This is a genomic window from uncultured Eubacterium sp. (genome assembly GCF_934525195.1).
In the GTDB taxonomy this organism is placed as follows: domain Bacteria; phylum Bacillota; class Clostridia; order Oscillospirales; family Acutalibacteraceae; genus Eubacterium_R.
Map to the genome: position 1 here is coordinate 1 of NZ_CAKSZA010000005.1, position 23,304 is coordinate 23,304.

General features: G+C 42.7%; 11 protein-coding genes and 1 tRNA gene. 1 reads left to right on the forward strand and 11 read right to left on the reverse strand.

Annotated elements, in window-relative coordinates; translation table 11 throughout:
* Nucleotides 1-100: 100 nt before the first annotated feature.
* From Q0E03_RS06020 to Q0E03_RS06055, 8 genes are all read right to left on the reverse strand, one after another.
* Nucleotides 101-877, reverse strand: a complete 777-nt coding sequence (locus Q0E03_RS06020) for a ZIP family metal transporter (protein WP_297130396.1) — start codon at nucleotides 875-877, stop codon at nucleotides 101-103.
* A gap of 27 nt (nucleotides 878-904) precedes the next feature.
* Nucleotides 905-1,606: an L-2-amino-thiazoline-4-carboxylic acid hydrolase gene (locus Q0E03_RS06025; RefSeq protein ID WP_297130399.1), complete on the reverse strand. Its 702-nt coding sequence runs from the start codon at nucleotides 1,604-1,606 to the stop codon at nucleotides 905-907.
* 15 nt (nucleotides 1,607-1,621) lie between these two features.
* Nucleotides 1,622-2,227 carry a class I SAM-dependent methyltransferase gene (locus Q0E03_RS06030; protein WP_296968944.1) on the reverse strand — a complete coding sequence of 202 codons (606 nt, stop codon included), beginning with the start codon at nucleotides 2,225-2,227 and terminating at the stop codon, nucleotides 1,622-1,624.
* Between the two features lie 646 nt (nucleotides 2,228-2,873).
* A tRNA-Gln gene (locus tag Q0E03_RS06035) sits at nucleotides 2,874-2,947 on the reverse strand.
* A gap of 164 nt (nucleotides 2,948-3,111) precedes the next feature.
* Nucleotides 3,112-4,260, reverse strand: a complete 1,149-nt coding sequence (gene fucO / locus Q0E03_RS06040; RefSeq protein ID WP_297130402.1) for a lactaldehyde reductase — start codon at nucleotides 4,258-4,260, stop codon at nucleotides 3,112-3,114.
* Nucleotides 4,261-4,449: 189 nt separating this feature from the next.
* On the reverse strand, nucleotides 4,450-6,645 hold the full coding sequence (gnpA, locus tag Q0E03_RS06045) for a 1,3-beta-galactosyl-N-acetylhexosamine phosphorylase (RefSeq protein WP_297130406.1): 2,196 nt from the start codon (nucleotides 6,643-6,645) through the stop codon (nucleotides 4,450-4,452).
* Nucleotides 6,646-6,657: 12 nt separating this feature from the next.
* Nucleotides 6,658-7,944 (reverse strand): polyhydroxyalkanoate depolymerase, encoded by a 1,287-nt coding sequence (locus Q0E03_RS06050; protein ID WP_297130409.1) that lies wholly within the window; start codon nucleotides 7,942-7,944, stop codon nucleotides 6,658-6,660.
* Entirely contained in the window at nucleotides 7,910-8,356 is a 447-nt protein-coding gene (locus tag Q0E03_RS06055; RefSeq protein WP_297130412.1) for a hypothetical protein, read from the reverse strand. Before Q0E03_RS06055 ends, Q0E03_RS06050 begins: the two co-directional genes overlap by 35 nt.
* A 248-nt stretch (nucleotides 8,357-8,604) precedes the next feature.
* Between Q0E03_RS06055 and Q0E03_RS06060 the strand changes: the two genes are divergently transcribed.
* The gene (locus Q0E03_RS06060) at nucleotides 8,605-10,767 is read left to right on the forward strand and encodes a Tex family protein (protein WP_297130415.1); all 2,163 of its coding nucleotides are present in this window, start codon (nucleotides 8,605-8,607) and stop codon (nucleotides 10,765-10,767) included.
* 43 nt (nucleotides 10,768-10,810) lie between these two features.
* Here the strand turns inward: Q0E03_RS06060 and Q0E03_RS06065 are convergent, their stop codons facing one another.
* From Q0E03_RS06065 to Q0E03_RS06075, 3 genes are all read right to left on the reverse strand, one after another.
* Complete coding sequence (locus tag Q0E03_RS06065; RefSeq protein ID WP_297130418.1) at nucleotides 10,811-11,377, reverse strand: 4'-phosphopantetheinyl transferase superfamily protein; 567 nt, start codon at nucleotides 11,375-11,377, stop codon at nucleotides 10,811-10,813.
* Nucleotides 11,374-12,132: a hypothetical protein gene (locus Q0E03_RS06070; RefSeq protein WP_297130421.1), complete on the reverse strand. Its 759-nt coding sequence runs from the start codon at nucleotides 12,130-12,132 to the stop codon at nucleotides 11,374-11,376. The genes Q0E03_RS06065 and Q0E03_RS06070 overlap by 4 nt, the downstream gene beginning before the upstream one ends.
* A 99-nt stretch (nucleotides 12,133-12,231) precedes the next feature.
* On the reverse strand, nucleotides 12,232-23,262 hold the full coding sequence (locus tag Q0E03_RS06075; protein ID WP_297130424.1) for a hypothetical protein: 11,031 nt from the start codon (nucleotides 23,260-23,262) through the stop codon (nucleotides 12,232-12,234).
* Between the last annotated feature and the right edge of the window lie 42 nt (nucleotides 23,263-23,304).

Below are 23,304 nucleotides of genomic sequence, written 5' to 3' on the forward strand. Positions count from 1 at the left end.
TTGCATGAAAGAACAGCACGGCAGGATTCCTCCTGTCGCCATATGTTTGAAACAGCATTTCTATCACCTCATATTTTTATAAAAAGCATCATTTACTTCCTTATCCCAATGCCACATCTAGCACCATCATCACGCTGAATCCTACCGCAAAGAACACCGTTCCAAGATTCGAGTGCCGCCCCTGCGACATTTCCGGAATCAATTCCTCTACCACCACATAGAGCATGGCACCCGCTGCAAAGCTCAGCAGATACGGCAGCGCCGGGATCACAAGCTGCGCCGCGAGAAGCGTCAGCACCGCGCCGATAGGCTCGACAACGCCGGAAAGCACGCCGCCGAGAAACGCTCGGCCCTTGCGTACCCCCTCCGCCCGGAGCGGCATGGAGATAATCGCACCTTCGGGAAAATTCTGAATGGCAATGCCGAGGGAGAGCACCAGTGCGCTTGCCGCAGTAATTTGCGTATTTCCCGAAAGAAAGCCTGCATACACCACGCCGACCGCCATTCCCTCCGGAATGTTATGTAAGGTCACCGCCAGCATCATCATGGTGGTGCGCCCGAGTTTGCTTTTCGGACCCTCGGCCTGTTCACTTCCCACATGAAGATGGGGAATCAAACGGTCAAGCTGGAGCAAAAACAGCACGCCGACCCAAAATCCGATAAAGGCGGGAAGAAAGGAGAGCTTTCCCATATCCTCCGACTGCTCAATGGCGGGGATCAGCAAGCTCCAGATGGACGCTGCCACCATCACACCGGCGGCAAATCCGGCAAGAGATCGCCGCACCAAATCACTAAGTGACTGTTTCATAAAAAACACGCAGGCTGAGCCCAGCGTTGTGCCAAGAAAGGGAATCAGTATTCCGAGAAAGGTTTCCATTTGTCTCACCGCCTTTACATTGCGTTTTTATTTGTTCCTTCTGAAGCCCGCTTCATCCCGATATTCGGGATGTTCTTTTATATACGGATCCCGGTCGCCGCAGATGGTATAGTCGCACCGGCAGCCGTTCACGCAGGTAGTCGCCCGTATAAGCTTTGCGTGGAGCAGCTCCATAGACGCAAAGTCCACATTACACAGGGCGGGCATAATATCCGTAAGACCGTGCCGGATGGCAAACTCTGCTGCCGGGCACGCCGTAAATTCATAATAAATAGGCTTGTCGGTTTTATAAGGCGCAACTGACATCTCGTAATCGTGCCATTTGTCGCAGCCGCTTTTCGCACGAACAAACGCCTTATACATCAGCCTCCTCCAGAACGGCTTGTTGCAGTCCACAAATTTCAGTTTGCGGAAAGTCGGAAGAATCAGATTTTCCTCCATCTCTTCGATTTCACGGAACGAGGTAACTGCTTTGCAGACCACATAATAGCTCATGATGGCGATGCAGTCGTAGGTACCGCCTACTCCGTTGTGGAAGTTCTTTTTGCCGCCCAAATCGGTGCGCCAGTCGGAGAGATAGACCGCGTACTGCCGCTGCACCTGTTCCCATATTGTCTTCCGCTCTGCTTTTGGATAGTGCAGGGCGATTTTCGCCTGTATCTCTTTCTTGCAAGGCTTTGAATACAGCACATGGCTTTTGCGGTCGAATAGAAGCTCGTTGTCCTTCATCTGTCTGCTTCTCCCTCACTTCCGCGCTGTGATACAGAGCCAGCTTTTCTTTTTGTGTATCTGCACATCGTGAAACCCCGCCTGCTCCAGATATGCCTTTAATTCAATGTCTTTGTAGATGATCATGCCGCCGATGATCTCCGTCCACTTCTCATCCTTGTCCGTATCGCCGTTGCTTTCGTTGCAGATGAGAAATGTCCCACCGGGCTTCAGCACTCGATAAATCTCCCGGAAGCATTGCGGCAGATCAGGCCAGAAATAGACGGTTTCAAAGGCCGTTACAGCGTCGAAGCGTTCGTCCGCAAACTCCATATCCGCCACACTGCCATGCAGAACGGCGCAGCGATCCTCCGCGATGGCGGCTTCGTTGACCTTTTTGGATTTCTCCACGCTGACAGGTGAATAGTCGATGCCTTTCACGATGCCCTGCGGACATTTTTTCAGAAGTCTCTTGATGTTCGCCCCTCCACCGCAGCCGCAATCCAGCACCTTAGCGTCCGGAGTAAGCTCTAAAAAGCGAAGTCCCCACCGTGCCACAGGACTGTGTCCCATGTTCATCATGGCGACCATGATTTTCCCGCCAAAGCCCACAGGCTTGCGGGTGTTTTCAAAGAATGACATATTACACCTCCAATTTTACACACTCGATATAGGCCAGCGGGAACGAGGCTTTCAGCATACCGCTTTGCCCACCCCGGTAGTTTTCTATTTAAAACAGCAGCCGTGAATCGTGAATCTTGATAAATGTTGAATAAAAGTCCGTTTATAAGTATGATACAATCAGTTAGCAATGACTAACTAATTATATCAAAAAGCGGACAGAAAGTCAATCTGTTTGTCTACCCTCTGAAGTTCCTGTTATCAGTAGGGAGCGTACTTTCCACCATATAAACTTGTCAGATAAGTAATCCTTTTGATAGCTACCTTTGCATTTTTGATGGATAAACAATATAAAAGGGCAAACTTAAAAAAGAGGGTTTAAAGTTTTATTACTTTAAGCCCTCTTTATTTTTTGAAATGTCTCTCAAATTTTTTGCTAATTTCAATTTGTGTTACGATTTTGATTCGAGCGATGTCTCTCAAAAGTCTCAGTCATAAATGCACTAAATCGCACTAAAATGACTTTGAAATTTTGAAATTTGCCGTCTCTTAGAATCTCTCAAAGACTCTCACGATATTTTAAGGCAAAGAAAAAGTGCCCGAATACCGCCGTAAAAAGCAGTATTCGGGCATAAAAAAGCCTCGGAACACGAATGTTCCGAGGTAATGGCAGAGGTATAAGGATTCGAACCTTAAATGACGGAGTCAGAGTCCGGAGTGTTACCGTTACACTATACCTCTATATATGCTAATCGCTTTTGCCTAATTATTATAACATACATTTTCAAAAATGCAAGGGTTTTTTTGAAATTTTTAAAAAAAGGTTGACACAGTGAGTGGGGTGCTCACTGCGTCCTGCTTACAGAGGAGGGGTGTGCCTCTGTTTATATTATGAAGCAAATTTATTATGCCATAATTTTCTTGTAAAGTTCCTTGAGTTCTGCTTCGTTTGTATCTCTTGGATTGCCAGGACGGCAAGCGTCTGCGAATGCGTCTGCTGCAAGAACATCAAGGTCTTCTGCTTTTACTTTTTCATTAACAGCCGGAATGCCTACATCTGCCGAAAGCTTCTTAACAGCGTCAACAGCAGCCTTTCTGTATTCTGCCTGTGACATATCGTCAACGCCCTCAACGCCCATTGCACGAGCAATTTCTCTGTACTTCTCGCCTGTGAAGTCCTCGTTATATTCCATAACGATTGGGAGCATCATAGCACAAGCTACGCCGTGAGGTGTGTCGTAGTGAGCACCGAGTGTATGTGCGATTGAGTGAGCAATGCCAAGGCCTACATTTGAGAAGCCCATACCTGCGATATACTGTGCAAGAGCCATTCCCTCTCTGTCCTCAGGCTTGTTTTCAACTGCACCACGGAGATGCTTTGCGATAAGTTTGATTGCTTCAAGATGGAACATATCAGACATTTCCCAAGCACCCTTTGTTGTGTAGCCCTCGATAGCGTGTGTGAGTGCGTCCATACCTGTTGAAGCTGTGAGTCCCTTTGGCATTGATGACATCATATCAGGGTCAACAACCGCATATTCAGGAATATCGTTTTCGTCAACGCAAACGAACTTTCTTTCCTTTTGAACATCGGTGATTACATAGTTGATTGTAACCTCTGCTGCTGTGCCTGCTGTTGTCGGAACTGCGATTGTCGGAACGGCGTGATTTTTTGTCGGAGCAACGCCCTCAAGCGAACGAACATCTGCAAATTCAGGATTTGCAATGATGATGCCGATAGCCTTTGCTGTGTCCATTGATGAACCGCCGCCGATAGCGATGATTGAATCTGCGCCGCAAGCCTTGAAGCTTTCTACACCCTCAACAACATTTTCGATTGTTGGGTTTGGCTTGATGCCTGAATAAACTGTGTATGGAATTTTTGCCTCGTCAAGAAGGTCTGTTACCTTTGATGTAACACCAAATTTGATGAGGTCAGGGTCGGAGCAAACAAAAATGTGCTTCCATCCCTTTGACTGAGCAATAGGAGCAATTTCCTTGATTGCGCCCTTGCCGTGATATGAAACTGTATTAAGTACGATTCTGTTAGCCATAATGAAAACCTCCGTTTTTTCTTTTCGTTTTCTATATTATACCACAAAATTTTAAGTAAGTATTGTTAAAATTTTAACAATTATTTAAGAATTTTTACTATTTTGGTAAATAAAATAAAATTTTTAACGAAAAACGGAGCTTTTACGACCAAAACCAATCGCAAAAGCCCCGATATTTTTAATGTCTAATTAAATTTGATACCACTTGATTTCGTTTGCTTCAAGATGCAATTCAAAACTTGTGCCGTCACCGACATAAACAGTTGTGTCCTGTGGCTCATAAGTGTTGTTTACAACGCAATACTTGCCGTTCTTTACATAAGCGTGAACCTCAACATTGTAGTTTGTTGAATACCAACGGTGAAGCTCGTCCTCTGCCGAAGCACTCCACAAAACAGCACGATAAAGCACACGGCTGTTCTCGAACGAATACGGAAGTCCGCTGATGTAAACGCCTCTGCCCTTGCCGAATTCTCTGACAGCCATTTGAACTTCCTCGGCGTGTCTTACGGCGAACGGAAGCTCGGTCGCATTTTGAACAAGAACGGTTGTGCCGTCAAGAGCAACAATATTCTTCTTGCCCTCGCCGAAGTCAACATTGCCGTTTTCAGTATCTGCAAGGATGAAGTGGTCTCTGTGCTCCTCGGTGTTGTATCTGCGAGTGTTGAGAGTGAAGCCGTTTTCTTCCTCAACGCCCAAAATATCATTGAGCTGGAAGAACTTGCCCTGCCAATGATGAGCGGCAGGCTCACCGACACCGATAAATCCGCCGCCGTTGAACACGAACTTCTTAACGGCTGTGATAATTTTTTCATCTGCCCAATATTCGCCGCCCGACTGTGCGGTGTCCGCATCGCCGACATTGATGATTACATCAAACTTGTCGAGGAAATTATCGTCATTCTTAATATCATCAAAGCTGATGAACGAAACATCAAACGGTGCACCGCTGAGAGCCTCGATAACTCCGAAATAAGAATAGTTTTGTCTGTAATAAAGTCCGTGGTGAACCATATGATTTGACCAAGAACGCATCTTGCCCCAACAGTTAAGCACAGCAACTTTCTTTACACAATAAGGAGTTACGCCCTGAATATTATCATAAAGAGTGCGGAATTCATCGCAAACACCCTTGATATATTCAACAAATTCAGGGAATTTGAGCGCAAGTTTGAGATAACCGCCGTAGCCGATACGCTGAATAGGACTTCTCAAAATTGCTCGTCTTGCAGTTACCCAATTTACCTTTGCTTCATAAATAGGGTCGCCGCCCTCGCAGAAAACATCAGGGAAGAAATAAGGCAAAAATCTGCCCTCGGTGTACTTTACATTTTTAATATCGCTGAAAAGACGAAGTGTTGCACCGTTGCCGACACTGCCCACAACAGCGTCAAGACCGATTGATGCAAAGTCATCCATAAACGGCTCCATACCAATCCAATGGTCGCCCATAAACATCATTGCTTCCTTGCCGTACTCGTGAACAATGTCCACCATTTCCTTGGCAAGTTTTGCAACCTCACGCATTTGGAACTTTTGGAAATCCTTGAATTCCTTTGACGGAATACGATAAGTGTTGTTCATATAACCCTGGTCAATGATGAACTCCGGACGGAACTTGTAGCCGACCTCTTTTTCGAATTGTTCAAGGATATATGGGCTTACAGAAGCCGAATAGCCGAACCAATCAACAAATTTTTCTCTCGCAAATTCATCAAACACAAGAGTGAACTGATGGAAAAATGTTGTGAATCTGACAACATCAACATAATCGTGAGTGTCAAGGAATCTGCGAAGTCTGTCGAGTGAATGTGCTCTTGTCTTTGGCTGACGAACATCAAAAGTGATCTGCGGCTCAACATCTTTCCACTCGTTGACAACTGCGTTGTACATATGAACCGGGTCCCACATAATGTAAGCAAGGAAACTTACTGTGTATTCGTGGAATGGTGTGCACTTGTTAATCTTTACATTGCCTGTTGCCTCGTCATATTCCCAATCGGTCGGAGCAACAACATCACCTGTTGTGCGGTCGATAACCTCCCACCATCTTGTGATGTCGTCACGATTGTTAACTTTGAGCATATCGGGATAAAGATGATTCATAAGATGAATTTCAAGTGTTGACTCGGTTGCCGTGTAAAACGGAGTCATAATGTACATCTGCTGAATTTCATCAGGGTTAGCCTTTGCCCATTCGTTATCTTTTCTGGTGGTGTAATAGGTTGCATAAATCTTTGCACCTGTGTCTCTAAGCTCCTGTGGGAACTCTGTACCGTCACAGTCACGGATTGCGTCTGCGCCCCATTCGTCCATAATTTCAAGAGTTTCCTTAACCACATCCATATCGGTAGGAATGGTTACTCTGCCTTTGTTTTGCGCCATATTTGTACCTCGTTAATCTATAATTTGTATTTTGTTATTTTTGAGAGTCATTTTGCCGTGATTTCTCTTGCGTTTGAGCGGAACACTCTTTCGCATATAGAATTCGTTGTCCGCAACATAAGCATCAGGATTGCCGGACGGACTTAAAATTCCGCCCAAATCGTCATAGCTGACATTGTTCACAAATGTATTGTGCACCGCTTCACCGAGGCAGAACATCATACATCCGCCCTCGTTGAGCCTTGAATAGTTATATTTATATGTAGTGCCGTCACCCGAATCGGCATCCCACGGCATACCGTCTTGATTAAGTTTTGTGTCTACACCCTCATTGTATTGAAGCAAAGCATTTTTGCATTTCCACGGCCAAATCGCAGCCGCAACCTTGCCCATTCTCTTGCCGGGTTTGGTATAAACACGGTCGTTCATCTCGGTTGCGCAAGTGTCCGAAACATTGTGTTCAACAAGCGGAGTGAGTGCATACATCGGAGTGATTGCGTCACCGCCGATATTCTTTGTGTAGTTGCCGGTAATCAAAATATTAAGGTTGCCGTATTTTTCAAAGGTTTCCTCTTTAAGTTCCTTGCCTGCAAAATCAGCGTGACGATAAGTATATCCGACTGCAATTCCCCATCTGCTGACATTCTTTACAAAACAACCCTCGACAGTTACGCCATCATATCTTGCAACGCCTGTTTTGCTTTCGTCCTCAGGCTTGAAAACGGTCATATAAATACCGCCGTTGTTCATATGCTTGTTGTAAACATTGCCGTTGACATCGTGAACAAAAAGATTTTTGAGTGTGATTGAATGAACAGTTCCTCTGTTTTGAGCAACAACCGCAACACCTGTTCTGTCCCTCTTGTCAGGGTCGCTATAAGCCTCGGGAGAAACAAATTCCTCCTTGTTGGAAATTTCTATATCACGGATGATGATATTCTCCACATCATAAAGAAGCACGGAGGAAGAAACATCACCCTTGTAAATATGCCCTGCGTTGTCGAGTTTTGTGCCGTAATCCTGATACCAAATGCCCTCGCCGTTTGTGTTGATAAACGGAGGGCGCTCACCATCACCGTAAGGTGCAATCTCGATTGCCTCGCCGTCAATGCTTCCGCAATTTTTGAGGTGCAAAAACTGATTGTTGAACACCGCACCTCTTTCAAGCAAAATCTTATCTCCTGCATTGAGTTTGAGCGAATTGACCTTATCAAGAGTTAAAAAGGCGGTTTGAGGAGTCAAGCCGTCATTATTGTCGTTTCCGTTAAGAGAGCTTGCGTAATATGTTGTTGATTTCATTTTCATATTCCTCCTCTCTTATTTTCTTGTAGACAACATCTCGTGATTCTTTAAATCTGAACTTATCGCCGTTATAACGGGTAAATAAATCCTTGTTAAGTTTGTAGTATTCCTTGAGTTGTGATTTTTCAATAGGTTTGTAGCTATACTTAATATCCTTTTGTTCCGACACAAAATCAAGTCTGAAACGGGTAAGTTCCCAATCAAGATACGCTGTCGGTGTAAACTGCTTCAAGCCGTAAACAATCTCACCGTTGTCAAGAGCAGTTTTACGTTTGAAGTTTTCATTTTCACATCTTGACACAACCGCATCAAGACTGCTATCGTCAATCAGTCCGAGCTGTTCGGCAAAAACAAGACACGCTTTTGCATATCTTTCCTCCCTATCACTCGTGAAAAAAATATTATTCATAATCCCTCTCCGATTGTTATTTATGCCCGATTACAAGCCACCATTTCGAGGTTAAAAGTTGCAAATCGGCATATCCCTTTTAATTATAATATATAATACAATCAATATTCAAGGTACAATCAAAACTATATGGTAAAAAAACTGTCGTATTTTTTGGCTATTATTACTAAAAAATACCGCTGCAATTTGCTTGAAAGAACCATCAATTTTTGGTAAACTGAATGTATCACACAAAAAAGGAAGTAACTATGGATATAGTAAAACAATTAGAACTTGAGTTTTCGCTAAAGCCTTGGCAGGCGGAAAACACGGTTAAACTCATTGACGACGGAAACACAATTCCGTTCATTGCACGATACAGAAAGGAAGCCACGGGTTCACTTGACGACCAGTTGCTCAGAGAGTTGAACGACAGGCTGAACTATCTCCGCTCATTAGAGGAGCAAAAAGAAAAGATTATTGCATCCATCACCGAGCAGGAAAAGATGACGGACGACATTGCAAAATCTATCGAAAACGCAAAGACAATGACGGAACTTGAGGACATCTACCGTCCGTTCCGCCCAAAGAGAAAAACAAGAGCATCGGTTGCAAAGGCACTCGGACTCGAACCGCTTGCAGAGGCAATCTACGCACAGGAAAAAGGCACTCCTGCACCTGAAATTTTGGCAGAGGACTACCTGACCGATGAGGTTGCTGACATCGAAAGCGCACTTCAGGGCGCAAAGGACATCATTGCAGAGCTTGTTTCCGACGACCCGAACGGCAGAAAACTTATCCGCTACGCCGTGCACAACAACGGTATGCTCACATCAAAGGGAGCAGATGAAGACCTCGGCGTGTACGAAATGTACAAGGAATACAGCGAACCTGTAAAATCCATTGCAGGGCACAGAGTTTTGGCAGTCAACAGAGGCGAAAAAGAGGGCAAACTCAAGGTTGCAATCGAATTTGACAAGACCATTGCCACAGACCTGCTTTTCAACATTCACTGCAAAAACAACACCAAGGCGACCGACCTTGTTATCGAAGCGATTGAAGATTCATTCAGCAGACTCATCTTCCCGTCTATCGAGCGAGAAATCCGCAACGAACTAACCGACAACGCCTGCGAAGCATCAATCAAAGTCTTTGGCGAAAACACTCGTCAACTTCTTATGCAACCGCCTGTAAAAGGCAATGTCACAATCGGGCTTGACCCGGGCTATCGCACAGGCTGCAAGGTTGCGGTTATCAGCGAAACAGGCAAGGTGCTCGACACGGGAGTTATTTATCCTGCACCGCCACACAACAAAATTGACGAAGCGAAAAAGACAATCACCGCACTTGTGAAAAAGCACAATGTCAAGATGTTTGCAATTGGCAACGGCACGGCATCGCACGAAACAGAGGTGTTTGCGTCCGACCTTATCAAGGAACTCAACTGCGGTATAACCTATATGGTTGTCAGCGAAGCGGGTGCATCGGTTTACAGCGCATCAAAGCTTGCGGCGGAGGAATTTCCGCAATTCGATGTCAGCCTGCGCAGTGCGGTCAGCATTGCAAGACGACTTCAAGACCCGCTTGCAGAACTTGTAAAAATCGACCCAAAGGCAATCGGCGTCGGTCAATATCAACACGATATGCCGCAAAAAGAACTGTCGGCAGAGCTTGACGGTGTTGTTGAAAGTTGCGTAAACAGCGTTGGAGTTGACCTCAACACTGCGTCACCGCAATTACTTTCAAGAGTTGCAGGCGTTTCAAGTGCAGTTGCAAAAAATATTGTTGCATACCGTGAGGAAAACGGCTCATTCACATCAAGAAGCGAGTTGAAAAAAGTTGCCAAATTAGGACCAAAGGCATTTGAGCAATGTGCAGGTTTCTTGCGTGTTGCCGAAAGCAAAAATGTATTTGACAACACTGCTGTTCACCCTGAAAGTTATTCGGCGGCAAAGGAACTTTTGAAAGTTTGCGAAGTGTCTGAAAACGACATCAAATCGGGCAACATCGCAAAACTTCAATCACAGGTGCAAACAATCGGAACGTCGGCGCTTGCGCAAAAACTTGACATCGGCGAGCCGACCCTTGTTGACATCGTCAGCGAACTTTCAAAGCCGGGACGTGACCCAAGAGATGAACTGCCAAAGCCGCTTCTGCGCACGGATGTTATGGGCATGGAAGATTTGAAAGCGGGAATGGAACTCAACGGCACAGTCAGAAATGTTATCGACTTTGGTGCATTTGTTGACATCGGCGTGCATCAAGACGGACTTGTGCACATCAGCCAAATCACAAACCGCTACATCAAGCATCCGTCGGATGTGCTCAAGGTGGGCGACATTGTGACCGTTTGGGTGCTGTCGGTTGATGTTGACAAAAAGCGAATTTCGCTGACTATGAAAAGCCCTAACGAGAAAAAAGATAAAAAATAACACAAAACAAAAATCCGTAAACATAACGCTTACGGATTTTTATTTATGAAGTTATAATTGACAACACATAATCACCGATGAATTGATACTCGGCGGTTATTTTTTTACCCTCAAGCACAATAGCTTTACCACGAGTAAGCGGAAGAACATCCACACCGTCAAAAAGCATTTTTATGCCCTTGCCCGTAAGTTTTGACAACGCCTCTTTGAGCGTCCAAAGAACGGTCAGTTTCACATCGTCATCGCCTGCCCAAGCCTGTTCGGGTTCTGTAAAAAATCGAGCCGAAACATTCTTTTTCACTCTGCCGACAGCCTCAACATCCACACCGACAGGGCAATCAAAAACCGCCAATACACAAAGGTTGCCGCTGTGTGAAACACTGAAATATCTGCCGTCATTGAGATACGGTTTTTCCGTATCGGTATACAAAATCTCATCCTCGCTGATTTTAGCCCTATCAAGCAAAAGTGCAACACAAAGGCACAAATCGGAGTCGGATTTGTCGGCATATTGAAGCGATTTTTTGTATCTTTTCGGATAGTTTTTTTCAACAAATTCAACCGCTGTCGAAGTCAATTCAACAGCGGTCATCATATAAATCTTGTTCATTCAAAATAAAAATATCTGTGCATAAATTCTTCTACTTTAGGGGCATAAACCTTGTTGTAGCCCGCCTTTGTAGGTGATGAATCGTCAACCATATACAGCTTTTTTTCTTTTTTATCAAGCGAAATTTCCTCGTCATCGTAGAAATTAATCACCTTTGAATTCCATTTTTCAGCCACATCATTCGCCGCTTTCACAACCTCGGCATATTTCTTTTTGTTGTTGCTCGGGCAGGTGATAAACACCACCTTGCAACCCCAGTTTAAATCCGCACTTGCGCAAATATATTCCATTGCGCCGTAGAGAGTTGTTGTGTCGTAATCGCCGATATAGTAACTTGAAGTCAACTCGCCGTTTGACTGCTTGCCCTTTGCATTGCACACGGGAACTTCGCAAAAAACGACCTTTGGATTGGTGTTTTTCTCAACCGCTTTTTTGAAACAATAAACAAGTGTATTTTCGTCCTTGCCGTTAAGTTTGTAACCCTCACCGCCGTATTTTTTGCACTTTATGCCGTCAACCGCTTTGAGATAGTCAACAAAAGACTGACCGTCCGACTTTGAGCCAAAGGTAAAGTCCGAACCCAAAAACACATACGGGTCGCCTTTCATAACAGAATTCTCGTTCAATTTCAGTTGCTGAACATTGTATTCATCGTTGTTGCCCTTGCTGATTGAGCCTGTTTGCTTGCCTGCAACAAAATAAATGCCGACAAAAACGACAGCCAACGCCAATGCCAAAACGACAAATAATTTCACTTTATTTTTGGTTTGTTTATCCATCAAAATTTATCCCTTAAACTTTTTGCAACAGGCAAAAACGACAATTGCTCATCGTCCTTGCCTGTTATTAATCTGTCAACCCGTTGTGTCAATTTCCGTGCCTTGCCCTGTGGAGTTTGTGTTGCCGTTCAAGATTTTTTCGTCAAAGAACATATAGGCACCTCCCTGGTTTTCGGCTTTTGAATTGCCCAATGCAACATATTCGGACGAAACATTGTTTTCCATATTGTCGAACTCTTCTTTTGAAATCAAGTAAACCTTACCCGATTCAAGAAGCTGAAGATCCATATTTCTCCAATTTTCAAATCTATGGATGTTAATATAGAAAGTCTTGATGTCAACAGTATCGCCGATTACCGAGCCCCAAATTTCTTGATAGAAGCCGTCAAAAGTTACGGCACCGTGCGGAGCATAGAACAATGCCGACATTTTGCCATAAATTGCATTATAGGTGATATTGCCCCTGTAAGCGGCAATAGCATTTGGCAATTGATACAAATTGTTGTCGTCATTTTCCGAAGAATTATAGAACGGGTCGGAAATAGACACATTGCCTTTGCAAGCCACAAGATAAGACATTCTCATCTCGGTTGAAGTTGATATGGTGATATCGTTATTAGCATAAATCGTAACCGGACAGGATACATTTTTCCTGAGCGTTTTTTTATCAAGAAGAGCGCCGCACTTGTCACACTTATATGTTTTATTTGGGTCATAATTCTTTGTATAAACCAAATATCCGTGAGGGTGCTTTGCCTTGTTTTTACATCTCAATGTTGTGTAAACATCGCCTCTTGAAACAAAACCGCTGTAGCCATCGCCTTTTATTCCGCCTACCAAATCAAGGCTTGGTGTTGAACACTTGAAATCGTGACCAAAGTAAGCCAACGAATCGTGGCACAACAATACTTTGCCGAATGTAAGCAAATCGTGTGTGCCCATAACGGAGGCATTCTTGTTCAAAGTGAAATCACCCATTGCGTAAATTGAGCCGTTCTTAAAGGACAATTTATCCTTCAAGTTATATGCAAACAATTTGAGGTTTTTGACGATTTCGCCACCGATTGTGCCATCACTTTCAAAATTTGCATCAACATGCTTGTAGGTTTCGTTTTCATACGCCTCAGGAAGAACCCACATATCAGAGTTACTTCTGAGAGTTATGTATCTGTTTGCAAATACATATTTGCCGACCGTTGTGCTGGAGAAACCGTATTGCCTGATATATCCCATATACGATACCAAAGCCTTGCCAATGTAGAATTCACCGCCGTCAGCCTTGTCGGTATAATCATCAAGCAAATCGTTTTTAAGTTCCTCGGCGTCCTCATCTTCTATTGCGCACTTGCTGAAATCGCCATTACAAACAGGACAATCAGGGTTTGCCTTGCTGCACTTTGAAGTACAAATACAAACAGGATCGTCTGAACTGTCAGGATTTTCAGCCTTACAGCTATGCCAATCAGAACCGTGAGCGCCGTTGCAGACAGGACAATCATTGTTGAAATTGCCGTCTTCGCACAATTCCGAACAGATACATTCATAAGGTGCCTTACATGCGTCGGCAGGTTTGCTTGCATTGCCGCAAATCGGGCAATCCTTGTCGTAGTCATCATTTGTACAATGACCTGTACAAGTACAAACATTGTCGCCTGATTTCGGTGTTTCGTATCTAAGGGTATCCTTATATTTTGCATCGTATTTGCCGAGTTCAATATATCTGAGTGCGGTCATATCGCCTGCACAGAATACCTTTGTTTTGTCGGCAATGTTGATTTTGCCGAGCGTTGCCTTTATTGAACCGCAAGCATAAACTATTGCACTTGTTTTAGCCTCAAACGAAGTTCCGCACTTTATTTCGCCGCCGCTGAAGATTGTGCCGTGCTCACGAACACAAACATAGTTCCAAGCGCTGATATTATCCTTTGCGAAAATTTCGGAATACTGACCTATATCAATATATCTGTGAGTCGCAATCTTTCCGCCTGAATATACGCTTGTGTCGTGCATAAGCTTAACCATTCCACGAGGAGTGTAATCCTTTCCGGTTCTGATTGTTGTGCCCGGATAGATATTTACCTTTCTGTCGAGGTCAAGTTTGCCCTGAACATAGAGATAGCAAGCGTTGGCATAGTTATAATCGAACTTTGGATTTTGAACTTCTTTTCCGTCTTTTTGGATAAATCTCGGTTCGTCTTCCTCATCAACGAATGTGCCCTTAGATGCCCAAGTGTCGCCGTCATCGGAAACATTGAGCGCTCTGCCGATTTCAAATGCGGTAATCTTGCCGAGAACATCCGTTCTGTTAACCAAATCGCCGTAAACATAGAACTTTGTCATATCGGAAATTCTTGCTCTGTCGTTGAGCAATGCGCTTCCGTGAACATAGAATCTGTTGAACATTGTCTTTGTTCTGCCCTCTTTAAGAGTGGCCTGAACATCGAATCTGTTGTTTACAACAAACTTGAAGTTGTCAAGATTATAGCCGTCAATTCTAAGGCTGAGATTTGTCACACGGTTTTGAAGCCATGTGATAAAGTTGGTTGTTGTGTTAACTCCGCCCTTGTCAAGACCGTCAACGATAAATGTCAAGTTCTTGTGAGGGGTGAAGATACTGTTTGTAAAGAATGAACCGCCAACATAGATGTTTGCATTTGAGAAAACATCAAAATAGTTCCATGTGCTGACACCGCCCCAGCTACCTGCAAGGTCACCGGCTCCGCCTTGACCGTTGGTACTGATTGCCATATTTCCGCCAACATAAAGATATGAACTTGAGTTGAGGTCATCCTCACTGTTAGCTTTTTCAGAAATACCGATTCTTGCACAACGCTTTGAAATGAAGTTTCCGTCACACATAAGCATTGAATTGCGCATTGTCAGCGTACCGCTGTTTGAGAAAAGTTCGCCCGAAGCGAATGTGCTTGAACCGACTTGTGCAGAAATTGCAACATAGTTGATTGCATACTTTTCATAAGAATAGGACTTCATACAACCGTCAACATACATCTTGCCGTAGTTTTGGATTGTGCCGCCTATCTTGGTGTTGTCTGATTCTTTTTCGCTTGTGCCGACAACAAGGTCGCCGCCTGCAAAGAACACAGCGTCCGCAACAGGTGCGGAATAACCACCATTACGGTTTGGATAGAATGTAAAGCCGTTTACAATTGAGTAAGCACCTTTCCAGTCACCTGCAAGAGCCGATTCGGTTGCATAATATCTAATCCAAAGGCTTCTGATTCCGTAATTCTCAAACGCATCTTTTTCGCCAAGTCTATTTACTTCCTCAGTAAAGCCTACTTCGCCTGTATATCCGACTTTACCCTTTGCATAGAATATACCGCCGTTGAGAATAACCTGACCGTAAGTTGCATCGCCTTCTGCGGAGAACACAGGCATTTCTTCTTTTTTGCCCGTTGTGTCTCTGTTAAAGGTTACATATCCTGCAAACATAGCCACATTTCCGCCGAAGTTTGCTCTTGAACCTTGCTCTGCAACGATGGATGCTTTTGCACCCCATTCGTCCTTCATTGTACTGTATACGGCATACGGGTCTTCACCGATGGTTCTCATCCACATGTAAGAACAAGGATTATAGCCCTTGATGTACACATCTTGCATGATGTTAATCTTGCCGTAGTTTTGAACATAGCCGACAAAAATAATTGTATTTTTGGAAACAATGCCTTTATCTCTGTCGGTATAACCGCCGATATAAATGCTTGCATTGCGGTTCTTTGAGCTACCGTTAAGGATAGACTTGCCCTCTTTATAGTTCGAATTACCCTTATCGGTTGGCCAAGTTCTTGCGTTTGCTTCTTCTGTTCCGTCTGCTTTTTTGTAATTTACAAATTCGCCGAATACATAGAACTTGCCATAATTATAAATTGCAGAGTCGGAATAGAACGCACCGCCACAAGAAAGCGAGCAGTTTTCGCCGACATAAACAGCGTTGCCGAGATTGTTGTTTTTGCCGTTTGAGAAAACATCGCCTGTTACATAAAGGTTTGAATTGCCCTCAACAATGATAGCTTCACCACGGTGTGGAACAAGGTCGTTTCCGCCGATTCCGCCCTTGCTTTTTGAATTGTTTGCAAGGTTGCCGTTTACTATTATATCATTGTCAAAGAACAAGGTTTGTTCGCCGAAAACATCAAGTTCTTTGTTGAACTCAAGTTCTCCGCTCTTTGTCCTGCCGATGAATACATCAGCCTTTGGACCCGTGAAAGCAATGCGGTTCTCGATATTAGAAAGTGCAGATGTTGTTGAGCCGTCATCATAATATATTTTGCCCGTGATATACAATGTGCCCTTGACATTGAGTTTGCCGTTGTTAGCAAACTTTATGTTATTGGCACAGAGCATCTGACCTTCTTTGATTGTGATTTCGCCCACAACCTGGACATTACCGCTTGTAACAATTCTTACACCGTCAGCCCTGAAGTTATTTTCCGAAACGGAAACATAAGCCTCCGGGTCAGGAGCGTAGAAAGAATCATCGGATTTATACAATTTGATTGATGGAATTCTCGCATTTTGAGGAGTGAACAGTACACTCGCATTTTCAAGTCTAACTTTATACGTTACAACATCGTTGCCGTCTTTTATTTTCAAAAGATAAACATATGATTTGTTTGCGGTAATCGAGTAGAACTTAACGCTATTTCCAAAGCAGTAAATTCCTGCAAAATTTTCAAGTTGCAACTCAGTTGTCAAAGGACAGTTAACATTTCCCTCAATATATACAACGCCACCGTCTTTGATGTAGAATGTTGTCATGTAAGCACAAGTGTATTCGCCATAAACATACATACTACCCTTTACTGTTTGCGTATTCTTACCACTAAGAAGTTTAGGTGGAGTAACATTAAGGTTTCCGCCAAAATAAAGTTGTGCGCCTGTTTGATAGCAATTAATCAAACCGCTGTTGTGACTGTTTTTAGCGGTTAGTCCTTGATCGCCATATACGCTATATACAGCCTTTTCGGCATCTGCATCAGGATTTTCGGCAATCATCATACCGTCACTATCATTTGAGCACGGAATATCGCCATGAACATAGAGCTCTGCCGAGCCTTCCATATAAACATTGTTCTTGACGCCGTTTACAGAATACGAAACAGAGTTGGATACTTCGGCATTACCGTAAACATAAAGTTCTCCGTCAGTTGCGTGAATAGCACCCTTAGCCGATATGTTTCCGTTAACATACATATTGCCCTCATTAAAGAGAGAAATGTTGTTGTCACATCCTATAAAATGAAGTCCTCCCGGACCCGCAAAGGCAAACTTCGCATCTTTCTTATTCCAAATATAATCAATTAAGAAGTCCTTTGAGCCGGAATCAATAAAGAGTGTGCCCTCATTCTCGATTTTCTGTGCAGAAATCTTTGTTAATTTAAGCTTTGTTCTGTTTACAAGAGTATCTCTGATTGTAAAAGAGCCGTTATATTTGAGAGAGCATTTTGCATTAATCTCAAATTTCTTGGTTAAGATATTGCCCTTGTCAACATAAATTCTGCTGCCCTTGTAGGAACTGAAAGTATCGACAACACGAACATTAATGTCGTGTGCAAAGAAATCGGCATAGTTATTAATATGATATGCATAAATCTCTGTCGAAGTGCTTGCACTTACAAAGAACAAAGCATCGTGATTGTCAATTGTTCCGTTTGTGATTGTGCCGCTGACACTTACGTTTGAATGGCAATAAACCTTTCCGAAGTTATTGAAAGTACAGCCTGCTGTTTCGCCCTGCAATGTTTCGAAGCACTCAAGCTTGCCATAGTTCAAAATATTGCCGAAATCTTTTATGTTAACATTCGATACAAAATCACCGTAGTTATAAAGGGTGTTTATATCGTTAACAAAACTACCGCCGTAAGTTTCAATAACACCGTAGTTTATGATATTACTACCCGACTTAGAGCCGTCAACATCAATCGTCTTGAATGCGCAGATACTTACTACACCGTTTTCGTTGTTTTTAAGATTGTTGAAATAGCATTGATTGTTTGAGCAAACAAATTTGTTGTTTTCAAACAAGCTTTTTGCAACAATAGAGCCTGCAATGCTCATTTCGCCGTTGTTGGTAACATATGATTCAAATGTTGCGCCGTACGAAGTGCATTGGAGTTTTGCATTTGCCGAGTTCACAACGTTACCGTTGAATGTTGCATCGCTGTCAATCTTCAACTCATTATTGTTTGTAACAGTATTGAGCAGAGTAATTCCGCTAATATGCAAAACACCGTTATTTTCCAAATCTCCTTTTTCTATAGTACAAGTGTTGTCAACTCTGATTTCGCCATCTGTACTGTTGAGGAGTTTTCCGTTCACAGCAAAATTGTTTACCTGAATCTTACCCATATTTGTGAGATTTGTTGCGGTAAATTTGGCAGGACAAATAATCTTGCTGTCTTTCTTGTTTTCTACGGTTGCAAAGTTGACATCACCGCTGACATAGATTTCTCCGCCTGTTGAACGGGAGGCGCTGTATTCATTGATGATTTTGTTGCCCTCTGCACTGCCGATAACCTGAATTGTCTTGTGGTTATTGATTGTTCCCGTGCAAATGAGCTTTCCGTTAAAGCCCGGATTTGTTGAAACTTTTGCCACACCAATCAAAGTATCGTTGAAATTGTCGAATGTGCCTGAAACTTCAAGAGTATTTGTAACAAGAAATTCACCGTAGTTTTTGATGTCCTTAGCAGTACAGTTGCTGACAACCAAAAGTTTTTTGCCCTCTTTGATTTCAATCTCGTCGGCTGATTCGATTTTGTTGATAGAAGCGTTTGCATCTATAACAAGTTTTGTTGCTTTGATGCTGTCAATATAAACCGAAGTTCCGTCCTTGATTGTGAGGGTGTTAACTGTGATACTGCTGTCCTTTGGAATGCAGAAGCCGCCGCCCTGTTCGATTGTAAGGTCGTTGATATTAAGACCCGGTGCAGAAAGGAAGCTTCCGTTATAAAGTGTATAGTTGCCGTTGCTCTTTTGGAAGCCTGAAATTGTACCTGTTGCGCCAAGAGCAAAAACTTTATTTTCAGGACTTGTTTTGAACACAAGACCTCCACAGTTAGAGATTGATTGTCCTGAAATATTGTTGCCAAGGATAAGTTTTACACCCGGATTGAAAGTGAGTGTCAACTTGCTATCCTGAACATAGATTTCCTCTGATGCAAAAATGTGAGCATTTTCTGCAAATTCGGTATTTCTGACATCCAACTTTTTGCAGATGACATTACCGAATATTGAAGTGTTCTCTTCTTTTTTGATTTCTTTGCTTTTAATCATATCGGTAACAATGAGAGAACCTTTTTCGCAATTATACATTGCAGATCTTATTCTGTGTTCTCCCTTACCGTGAGTTACAAGCACTGAGCCTGTCTTCATATTAAGGGTATATTTACCGGCAATATCTACAACAGACTTTTCTTTATCTGCATCATTCAACCAAGTATCATTTTCCGGTCTGTTTGCAACAACAATAGCATTTTCTCCTATAGTAATATTGCCGCTACTTACTGAAAGGTCTCTGCCAAGAAAAGTTTGAGATGCTTCTCCGAAAATCATATTTCCGCTGCCGCCGTCATAGAAAATAGCTCTTTGGCAGAAAATCTTGCCGTTCATAACAATGTCTGAGCCGGAAACCTTTTTAATGTCGCCGATTGCGTAGATTTCACTACCTTTTTCGGCAACCATAGTGTTCACAGAAACAGAATAATTATCTTTTGTGTTTGCTTGTTTTGAAACAACAACAGAATTTTCACCGACAGTAAATTCTCCGCCGACTCTGATTTCATATCCACAGATGAGCTTTGAGTTTTTACCGATAGTGAAATTGTGATTTTTACCGTCAACATATACATGGCCGTCAACGATTACGGTTGTGTTGTCGCCGATAGTCAAACTACCGTTGTCCACTTCGAGGTTTCCGCCTATGTGCATATAGGTAGGCTTATCGCTGTCTGAATTATCACCGATTACAGAATCGGCTTCACCACCGGAAATTTTAGCATTATTTTTTACATCAACCGAATGTCCGGATTTTACTCTGATACCAAAATAAGCCCACGATGTAGATGTATATTTCCAAATTGTTTTGATTTCAGAATACTGTGTTTTGTCACTAAGCTCATATTGCCAATCATGATCACTGTATTTCTTTGATATTTCATAAAGTGTTCCGCCGTCAGCCCAAGTTGCTGTGGATTTAGGTTTGTTAAGTTCATTGTATTTATCTTTTACAATTTTGCCGATTTGTTCAGCATTCATTTCAAAATCCTTGCGGGTTTCTTCCAAAATGCCGTCAACATCTTTTCCGTTAACCGTGGTTTTTCCGGAAACTTTCTTTTTTATTGCTCCGTCCTTGCCCGGAAGCAAATCTTCATATGTATATGTTTTATCAACATTAACAAGTTGGTTGTTTTCAAAGTCAGGCTTTATGTAATTCTTTGAAATGTTCGATGTGCTTTCGGTTTCGACACTTACGCTGGTTTTGATGTCATATCCAAGGTCTGCAAGGGTTGCGTCAACCAAAGTTCTGTAACTTGACGGAACTCTGTCAACCCTCAAATCCTCAGGGATAGTGAGCTCTGCCTCGTCGATAGCTTCGGTTTCAGCCTCGATTTCCTTAATTCGCTTGTCAAAATAATTTTTCTTTGTGCCCGATGCCATAAGGAACACATCTTCCTTTTTAGGGGCAGAATCTTCAAACTTGCTCTCGCTTGAAAGAGTAAGTTTGTTTTCGATATAATGCTTTTTCTTGGCTACCGCATCACTGCCATAGTGCTTATCGTAGTCCCAAATAGTGGAATTGTTATAATCGTCATCAACAAGGACATCTTCTTTTTCAAAGTTCTTTACCGCATCCTTGCCGTATTTGCTTGAATTTTTCTTTGCATACGAATCAATAACATTTTTGGCAGAATTAAGCTTTCCGTTTTTGTCAAAAACTTTTGTGCCGTTATATGTGGTGTGATGGCTGTTGTTACTACCGTACTTTTCAAGCGTGTATGTTTTATAATCCATACTGTTTCCTGACGGATCGGTAGAAGTCAGTTTAAACTTCAAAAGCGGTGAAGTTGCTTGATTTGTAAGCACATCCGATGATGCAAAAGAATTGTCAATATAAGTGTCGGCTTTGCCGGCCTCAACCTTTGTAGGGTCGTTTGTTGCGTCTGCCGCACTGTCTGAAAATGTGCCGTCTTTGTTTTCAACGGTTCCAAGAGTGTTCTTGAGATTTATGGTTTTCTCAAGTTGAGTTTGTGCTTTCTTTACGGCTTCTTTTACAGACACCGAATCCGAAACCTCGGCACCGTCTCCATTCTCAGATTCGTCATACTTAGAAACAGTTGCGTTTCTTACAGAACGGTTTACAACTCTTACAAAATAAGGGCGCATATTCGGAATAGCCATAGGGTCTGCATTTTGCTTGAATGTTTTTGCAATTGCAAAACGATAGCCTGCCTCCGCCTGCTCGGTAACTTTGCCGAGTTTGTTCATCTGAACAACATTTCTGTTAGTATTTTCGGCATCAATAATTTTCAACTCGGCAGTTTGGTCACTATCCGACTTAGTGAATGTGATTGTGCTGTTTTCCTTGTCAATATTTGTGCCGTCATACAAAAGCAAGCTGTCATTGGTTGCTGTTGGGTCATAACCTACCGAAAGGAAGCCTTGGTAAAGCTCGCTTATATTTGTTCTGTTTTCTTGAATGTCCTCCATTATTTTATTTGCCATAGCATTTGTTGTGGCATAAATAATGGACTTTTGTCCTACAAGCTGATATTTATTTTTGGAAACATATTTAAGGTTATCCGCCTGTGCAAGAACAGCATTTTTTTGCACCTCAGGAAGATTTATGCACTCCTTTAAATAGACCTCGCCTGTTTCAAGGAACGCCCTTCTCAAAGTTTCCTGACTTGTGATTTTGTCAAAATCCATTTGGTCAATGATATAAAGAACAGCCTGTGTTTGTTCGATATACTGATAGTTTCTGACATAAACACGGGTGTTAAGGTCTTTTTCGGAGCCAATAACTGTTCCGAGAAGAGAACCGTTTGCTATTTTGCCTGCCGAGAAATCAATCTTATTAACAGCGGAAAAATGAACTCGATTGTAGTCGTCTTCGGTCTGAGTATCACCTGTACACTTTCTAAAATCTTTTTTACAAACATCACAATAGGTATTTACCGCACCCTCGGCGCACAACGATTGACAAATACACTTTGAGTCTTTGCCATTGTAATCCGCATCTTTGCCTCGGCTTGCCTGAATTGTATTTACACCGATGCTGATATCGGCATTTGAGTGAACATCGGAATTGATAATAGCGTGAGAAAGGCTTGCGTTTACAAGTTCGTTGTAGTTCGGCGTACCGCCAACCCAGCCAACTATTTTTTGGATAAATTCCTCATTAACCTTATTAATAAAGTTAACAAAAATATTTGTTATTGCCTGAGTATTGTTAGTTCTTCCGTTGATTCTGAGCGCCATTTCTCTGTAATCATCACTTGTTTTGGAAGAATTTGCGATAATTGAATACTTAAAAGCTTCCGGCATAGCATACGGTTGCATTTCGGTCTTGGCATAACCCACTCCCGTAGGGGCAATGTTAAGCCCTGAAAGAGAACTTAAAAAGCCTTTAAGCTTTACTTTGATGGAAATTTTTATGCAGGCATAATCCATATAAGAACCCTCAAGTTCCCTATCGTCATCCTGATTTTCTTCCCAAATACCGCCTTTTCTTTCAACGGTAACAGTTGCACCCGGGTCGCTGTTGCTTCCGTATTTAATTACGGTTTTTGTTGCAGTAGATTCGCCCTCGTCCACAACACCGTCGCCGTACTCGGTAATGTCAAAGCGATTCTTGCTCATATAAACTTCAACATTTTTCTGTATTTCGGAATCATCGCCGATATTTTCAATCTCGTGCATAACAGAATATGTTGTAGCATCTACCGCATTTTGCAATTTTGCCCATTGATAATAAGTCATACCCACATCAATAATCAATGCGAGAACAGACAAAAGTGCAAGACTGGCGAATATAGAAATAAGCGCTATATCGCCGTTTTCTTTTCGTCTAAACAATTTTTTCAAAGCAATCACTCCTCTTGCTTATAGGATGTTACTGTTTAGGCA

Coding starts and splice junctions, on each gene's coding strand:
- Q0E03_RS06030 (WP_296968944.1), bottom strand. CDS start 2,227: ATGTCATTCTTTGAAAACACCCGCAAGCCTGTGGGCTTTGGCGGGAAA.
- Q0E03_RS06020 (WP_297130396.1), bottom strand. CDS start 877: ATGGAAACCTTTCTCGGAATACTGATTCCCTTTCTTGGCACAACGCTG.
- fucO (WP_297130402.1), bottom strand. CDS start 4,260: ATGGCTAACAGAATCGTACTTAATACAGTTTCATATCACGGCAAGGGC.
- gnpA (WP_297130406.1), bottom strand. CDS start 6,645: ATGGCGCAAAACAAAGGCAGAGTAACCATTCCTACCGATATGGATGTG.
- Q0E03_RS06050 (WP_297130409.1), bottom strand. CDS start 7,944: ATGAAATCAACAACATATTACGCAAGCTCTCTTAACGGAAACGACAAT.
- Q0E03_RS06025 (WP_297130399.1), bottom strand. CDS start 1,606: ATGAAGGACAACGAGCTTCTATTCGACCGCAAAAGCCATGTGCTGTAT.
- Q0E03_RS06055 (WP_297130412.1), bottom strand. CDS start 8,356: ATGAATAATATTTTTTTCACGAGTGATAGGGAGGAAAGATATGCAAAA.
- Q0E03_RS06065 (WP_297130418.1), bottom strand. CDS start 11,377: ATGAACAAGATTTATATGATGACCGCTGTTGAATTGACTTCGACAGCG.
- Q0E03_RS06060 (WP_297130415.1), top strand. CDS start 8,605: ATGGATATAGTAAAACAATTAGAACTTGAGTTTTCGCTAAAGCCTTGG.